The sequence below is a fragment of the Mesorhizobium sp. M4B.F.Ca.ET.089.01.1.1 genome, assembly GCF_004022605.1.
GTDB lineage: Bacteria > Pseudomonadota > Alphaproteobacteria > Rhizobiales > Rhizobiaceae > Mesorhizobium > Mesorhizobium abyssinicae.
Genome location: NZ_RZOS01000381.1, coordinates 1 through 5,660 on the forward strand (window position 1 = coordinate 1; position 5,660 = coordinate 5,660).

Annotated in this window: 7 protein-coding genes and 1 pseudogene; 6 read left to right on the forward strand and 2 right to left on the reverse strand. The window is 66.0% G+C overall.

Annotated features, from left to right (window positions below; translation table 11 throughout):
* From EN780_RS26255 to moaB, 4 genes are all read left to right on the forward strand, one after another.
* Positions 1–618, forward strand: a 618-nt coding sequence (locus tag EN780_RS26255) for a S49 family peptidase (protein ID WP_133372723.1), incomplete at its 5' end; no start/stop codon positions are given.
* 83 nt (positions 619–701) lie between these two features.
* Positions 702–887, forward strand: a complete 186-nt coding sequence (locus EN780_RS26260) for a hypothetical protein (RefSeq protein WP_127284240.1) — start codon at positions 702–704, stop codon at positions 885–887.
* A 26-nt stretch (positions 888–913) separates the two neighbouring features.
* On the forward strand, positions 914–1,810 hold the full coding sequence (locus tag EN780_RS26265) for a 4-(cytidine 5'-diphospho)-2-C-methyl-D-erythritol kinase (RefSeq protein WP_128275745.1): 897 nt from the start codon (positions 914–916) through the stop codon (positions 1,808–1,810).
* Positions 1,797–2,348 (forward strand): molybdenum cofactor biosynthesis protein B, encoded by a 552-nt coding sequence (moaB, locus tag EN780_RS26270; RefSeq protein WP_128275746.1) that lies wholly within the window; start codon positions 1,797–1,799, stop codon positions 2,346–2,348. The genes EN780_RS26265 and moaB overlap by 14 nt, the downstream gene beginning before the upstream one ends.
* Positions 2,349–2,369: 21 nt before the next feature.
* On the opposite strand, the pseudogene EN780_RS26275 reads toward moaB, so the two are convergent.
* Both EN780_RS26275 and EN780_RS26280 read right to left on the reverse strand, forming a co-directional pair.
* Positions 2,370–2,750, reverse strand: a pseudogene (locus EN780_RS26275) (hypothetical protein); the annotation flags it as partial.
* Between the two features lie 31 nt (positions 2,751–2,781).
* Positions 2,782–3,285: a glycosyltransferase gene (locus tag EN780_RS26280; protein WP_128275747.1), complete on the reverse strand. Its 504-nt coding sequence runs from the start codon at positions 3,283–3,285 to the stop codon at positions 2,782–2,784.
* A 150-nt stretch (positions 3,286–3,435) separates the two neighbouring features.
* On the opposite strand from EN780_RS26280, the gene EN780_RS26285 reads away from it, so the two are divergent.
* Entirely contained in the window at positions 3,436–4,590 is a 1,155-nt protein-coding gene (locus EN780_RS26285) for a PA0069 family radical SAM protein (RefSeq protein WP_128275748.1), read from the forward strand.
* A 147-nt stretch (positions 4,591–4,737) separates the two neighbouring features.
* Positions 4,738–5,433 carry a ribonuclease HII gene (locus EN780_RS26290; protein ID WP_127284236.1) on the forward strand — a complete coding sequence of 232 codons (696 nt, stop codon included), beginning with the start codon at positions 4,738–4,740 and terminating at the stop codon, positions 5,431–5,433.
* Positions 5,434–5,660: the final 227 nt, after the last annotated feature.

The following is a 5,660-nucleotide window of genomic DNA, read 5'->3' on the forward strand; positions in this document are numbered from 1 at the left end:
ATCCGCGACCTCGCGGTGGAGAAGAACAAGAAGGTGCTGGTGTTCGTCGAGGACGTGGCCGCCTCCGGCGGCTACATGATCGCGGTCGCCGGCGACGAGATCTTCGCCGATCCGTCCTCGATCGTCGGCTCGATCGGCGTCGTCTCCGCCTCGTTCGGTTTTCCCGAGCTGATGAAAAAGATCGGCATCGAGCGGCGTGTCCACACCGCCGGCCAGAACAAGGCGGTGCTCGACCCGTTCAAGCCGGAGAAGAAGGAAGATGTCGAGCGGCTGAAGGCGCTGCAGCTTGAAGTGCACGAGACCTTCATCGACCTCGTCAAGGAGCGGCGCGGCACCAGGCTGAAGGACGATCCTGATCTGTTCACCGGCCTGTTCTGGACCGCCAAGAAGGGTCTCGAGCTCGGCCTCGTCGACGCGCTGGGCGACATGCGGGGCGTTCTGAAGACCCGCTTCGGGGCGAAGACCCAGCTGAAGCTGATCACCGTGCCGCGCGGCCTGTTCGGCCGCTTCGGCCTGTTCGGCTCGCGCTTTTCGGCGCCCGACATCGCGGCCGCCGCAGCCAGCGGCGTCGTCGATGCGGCGGAAGAGCGCGCGCTGTGGGCGCGCTTCGGGCTTTGAAAAAGCGGTGAAAGCGTCTAGCATATCCGCTTGACCGACCCGACCGGCCGCATTCGCCGCCTATTCGAGGGAGGAGTTTTGGGATGCCGCAGATCATTTTCTTCGTCGTTATCGGCGCCGCCGCCTATTTCGGCTATCGCGCTTTCATCCGCGAAGCCGAGCGCGTGACGGCCAAGATCCGACGTACCGAGAAACAAGCGGCAAACGGCACCATGGGGACGCTGGTCAAGGACCCGAAGACCGGCGAATACCGGCTGGCCAAGGACTGAACGCCATCTCGTCAGCAACCGACACGTTGGATGCCGGGACGCAAGCCGGCACGTGGCTTGCCCCTGCCAAGATCAACCTTGCGCTGCATGTCACCGGCAGGCGCGCCGACGGCTATCATCTGCTTGAAAGCCTCGCCGTGTTCACCCGCTTCGGCGACCGGGTCGAGATCGAGCCGACCGAGACCGACCGGTTGTCCATCTCAGGCAAATACGCCCCTGCGGTTCCAGCGGACGACAGCAATCTGGTGGTGAAGGCGCGCGAGGCACTGCGCCGCGAAGCGGGATCGCTTGACACGCAACCTGTTGCCATCAATCTGGAAAAGAACCTGCCGGTCGCCTCCGGCGTCGGCGGCGGCTCCAGCGATGCCGCCGCCGTGCTGCGCGGACTGGTCCAGACATGGCGGCTCGACATCGACGATGCCGAGCTGGCGCGGATCGGCCTGTCGCTTGGAGCAGATGTGCCGATGTGCCTGGCGGCAAGGCCGCTGATCGCGCGCGGCGTCGGCGACGAGATTTCCGCGGTCGAAGGCTTTCCCGCGCTCGCCCTGGTGCTGGTCAATCCGGGCATCGCGGTTTCCACGCCGGAGGTTTTCAAGGCGCTGGCCAGCCGTGACAACGAGGCGCTGCCGCCGCTGCCCGGCAAGCTCGATTTCCATACCATCCGCAACTGGCTGGAGGCGACGCGCAACGACCTCGAGCCCGCCGCCCGCGCCATCCAGCCCGCGATCGGCGAAGCGCTCAAGGCGCTGAGGAAGGCCGACGCCGGCTTTGCCCGCATGTCGGGCTCTGGCGCCACCTGCTTCGGCCTGTTCGAGACCGGCAATGTCGCCAAGCGCGCGGCGCTCGACATAAGGCGCCGCCATCCCGACTGGTTCGTCGCCGCGACGCGAAGCATGGAGGCCGACGCCCATGGCCAAGATTGACGAGAGCCGCCCCTTCATCCCCGTGCGCATCGCGGTGCTGACGGTTTCGGACACGCGCAGCCTCGTCGACGACAAATCCGGGCAGACGCTGGCCGACCGCATCGCGGAGGCCGGCCACATCCTCGCCGCGCGCGACATCGTCACCGACGACCGGGAGAATATCCGCGACAAGGTGCTCGGCTGGTCGAAGGACGAAGGCGTCGATGTCGTCATCACCACGGGCGGCACCGGCTTCACCGGCCGCGACGTGACGCCGGAAGCGCTGGAACCGATCTTCGAAAAGCGCATGGACGGCTTTTCCGAAGTGTTCCACCGCATCTCCTACGACAAGATCGGCACCTCGACGATCCAGAGCCGGGCGACCGGCGGCGTCGTCAACGCCACCTTCGTCTTCGTGCTGCCCGGCTCGCCCGGCGCCTGCAAGGACGCCTGGGACGGCATCATCAAGGCGCAGCTCGACTACCGTCACATGCCCTGCAACTTCGTCGAGATCATGCCGCGCCTGGACGAGCACCTGAAACGCGGCAAGGCCGGGTGACCGCCTGACGGCGTCGCCGCTTCAGCGGATGACCGGCTCGCCGTGGAAGCGCCGGCGCGAAGGGCGCGAGACGCCGAAGCCGACGTCCATCATCAGCCGCGGCGTGCGCGAAGGCACCGTGCCCATGTGGAAACCGAACGGATCCTCGACGAAGCCGAGACCTGCTTCACCAGTGAGCGTGACCGGGCAGTCGTCGCCATAGACCTTCAGCACCTCATCCGCCGGATGGCCGACAAGCAGCGTCAGCTGGTGCTTTAGGCTGCGGCGTTTGTGGCTGCCGCGCACATAGACATGCGGGCCGGTGCCGGCATCGCAGGGCTTCAGGTAGAAGAAGAATTTCAGCATCCGCCAGTCGTCGAGATCGAAATGGTACTTGCCGAGCGAGGCAAGGTTCTTGTCGGCGCTCCTTCTCCCCCCAAAAACGCTGGAAAAATCACTTCGGCGGCGCGACCCAGATCTCCGCGTCGAGTCTTTTCGTTGCCAGGCCGCGCGCGATGGCTTCGGCGCTGCGGGCGCTTTTCGCGAGCGCCGTGGCCTGGCGCTTGCTGATGACCAGCCCCTCGGCCAGCGCTCGGTTGCCGGAAAAGACCCTGGCCAGGAACGGCGCGCGGCTGCCGCGCGCGCGTGAAAAACGCGCCGGCATGGTGGCCCTCGCCGTGTGGGCCACGACCTCGTCGATCCAGCCGTCCGACAGCCGCGCGCCGGGCTCCAGCAACAGCAGCCAGTCGCCCTTTGCCTGCCGGATACCGGCGGCGATGCCGCCGGCGATATAGTGGCAGCCGGCATGGTCGGCAACGCGGTGCGTCTGGTCGGTCGAGCCGGTGTCGCAGACGACGACCTCGCGCACCACGCCTTCGACCGCGCCGCCGATCAGCGAGGCGAGCGTGCGGGCAAGGCCCTCTTCGTCATTCAGGGTTTCGATGAGAACGGTGAGCATTGCCAGCCGAATAGCGGAAAGCCGCGCTATGCGCCAGTTTTTGCATCGCGGCACAAAAAGTTCTTGCTTTGTTCTCTTCAAGAAAATAGGAATAGTTTCATGAACAGAGCGATTCGACAGCCTGCTGACAGTCCTTGGGAGAGGGCGAAAATGGAACAGATCGTGCGTGCCGACATTGCAGCCTTCGGAGCCGGGAGAGCCGAGATGGCGAATGCGATGATCGAGCAGAGCGGCATGCGCGTGCGGCCCGACCGCAATCGCGGCCGTTCCGCCGGCATTAATCCGTCCGGCCGCTTCGAGCCGGTCAGCCGGCATGTGTTCGACGACGGCTGGAATTCGCTGGAGGAACTGCCGCCGTTCAAGACCGAGGTGCAGGTGGAGAGGCCGCGCACCATCATCACGCGCAACGAGTCGCCCGACATCTCCTTCGATCGTTCGATCAACCCCTATCGCGGCTGCGAGCATGGCTGCGTCTACTGCTTTGCCAGGCCGACGCATTCCTTCATGGGCCTGTCGCCGGGACTCGATTTCGAATCGAAGCTGTTCGCCAAACCTGATGCGGCGCGCATGCTCGACAAGGAACTGTCGAAGCCCGGCTACCAGCCGCGCACCATCGCCATCGGCACCAACACCGATCCCTACCAGCCGATCGAGAAGCAGTACCGGATCATGCGCGAGATCCTCGAAGTGCTGGAGGCGCGCGGCCATCCGGTCGGCATCGTCACCAAGTCGGCGCTGGTGACGCGCGACATTGACATCCTGTCGCGCATGGCCGAACGCGGGCTCGCCAAGGTGGCGCTGTCGGTGACGACGCTCGACCGCATGCTGGCGAGAACGATGGAGCCGCGCGCGTCGACGCCGACCAAGCGGCTGGAGGCGATCCGGCAGCTCTCCGACGCCGGCATTCCCACCTCCGTCATGGTCGCGCCGATCATCCCCGGCCTGACCGATCCGGAGATGGAGCGCATCCTCGATTCGGCGCGCGCCGCCGGCGCGCGCGAAGCAGGCTATGTCGTGCTGCGGCTGCCGCTGGAGGTGGCGCCGATCTTCAAGGACTGGCTGTTGCGCCATTATCCGGACCGCTACCGGCACGTGATGTCGCTGATCCGTTCGATGCGCGACGGCAAGGACTACGATTCGGAATGGGGCAAGCGCATGAAGGGCGCCGGACCCTATGCCTGGCAGATCGGCCGCCGTTTCGAGATCACCGCCAAGCGGCTCGGGCTCAACGCCGAGCGGCGGCAGCTCAGGACCGACCAGTTCGTCGCCGCAGCCAACGCCACCGAGCAGTTGATGCTGCTTTGAAGGTCTCGCGCCGGCCACCGCCGGCTGGCGCGAGAAGAACCCCGTCCGGCTGTCCCCCGGCCTTGAGACGGTGCCCTCCCGGTCCGCGCCCACCCCGACCCGGAGGGACTTGCGGAGAATCGGAGCCGATGCGAACCTCGCCGCACCATGGCTCGCGCGCGTTCCGATTCTCCGCTTCTCTTCGAAATCGTCGAGAAACCCGATTTCTCCATCGAGACGAAGGCGATGGCCGACGGATTGTGGCCGGTGGCGGGAATGGACGAGGCCGGGCGCGGACCGCTCGCCGGTCCGGTCGTCGCGGCGGCGGTGGTGCTCAACCCCGCCAACATTCCCGAGGGGCTCGACGATTCCAAGCGCCTCACCCATCTGCAGCGTGAAGCGCTGTTCGCCAGGATCCTGGGCTCGGCGCTCGGCGTGTCGATGGCCTCGATCAGCGCCGAAGGCATCGATGGCAGCAACATATTGAAGGCCAGCCTCGAAGCGATGCGCCGTGCCGTCGCAGGCCTGTCGCTGCGGCCGAAGCTGGCACTGGCCGACGGCCGCGACGTGCCGCCCGGTCTCGCTTGCGAAGGACGCGCGCTGATCAAGGGCGACCAGCGCTCGCAGTCGATCGCCGCCGCCTCGATCGTCGCCAAGGTGATGCGCGACCGCATGATGTGCGGCTGCGGCGGTCACCACGAGCGCTACGGCTTCGAGGTGCATATGGGCTACGCAACGGTCCGCCACCGCACCGCGATCGAAGCGCACGGCCCGGTGGCAAGGTTGCACCGGGCGTCATTCGCGCCGTTTCGCTTGGGCGGCGTCGAGGTGGTTGAGGAAGAGAGCTTCGTCGGCTTGGAATAATCTCCCCCCTTGAGGGGGAGATGGCCGGCAGGCAGAGGGGGTCGCTTCGCGTGAAGCTCCAACGCCATCTGTCGTCCGCAAGAAAGTCGAGCCCAGTCGAACCGACCCCCTCTGTCGCCTTTGGCGACATCTCCCCCTCAAGGGGGGAGATTATCTCCGCTCAAACAAAAAAGCCGCCGGGTTGCCCCAGGCGGCTTCATGCTAGATAGGACATACCAGCCTAGTTC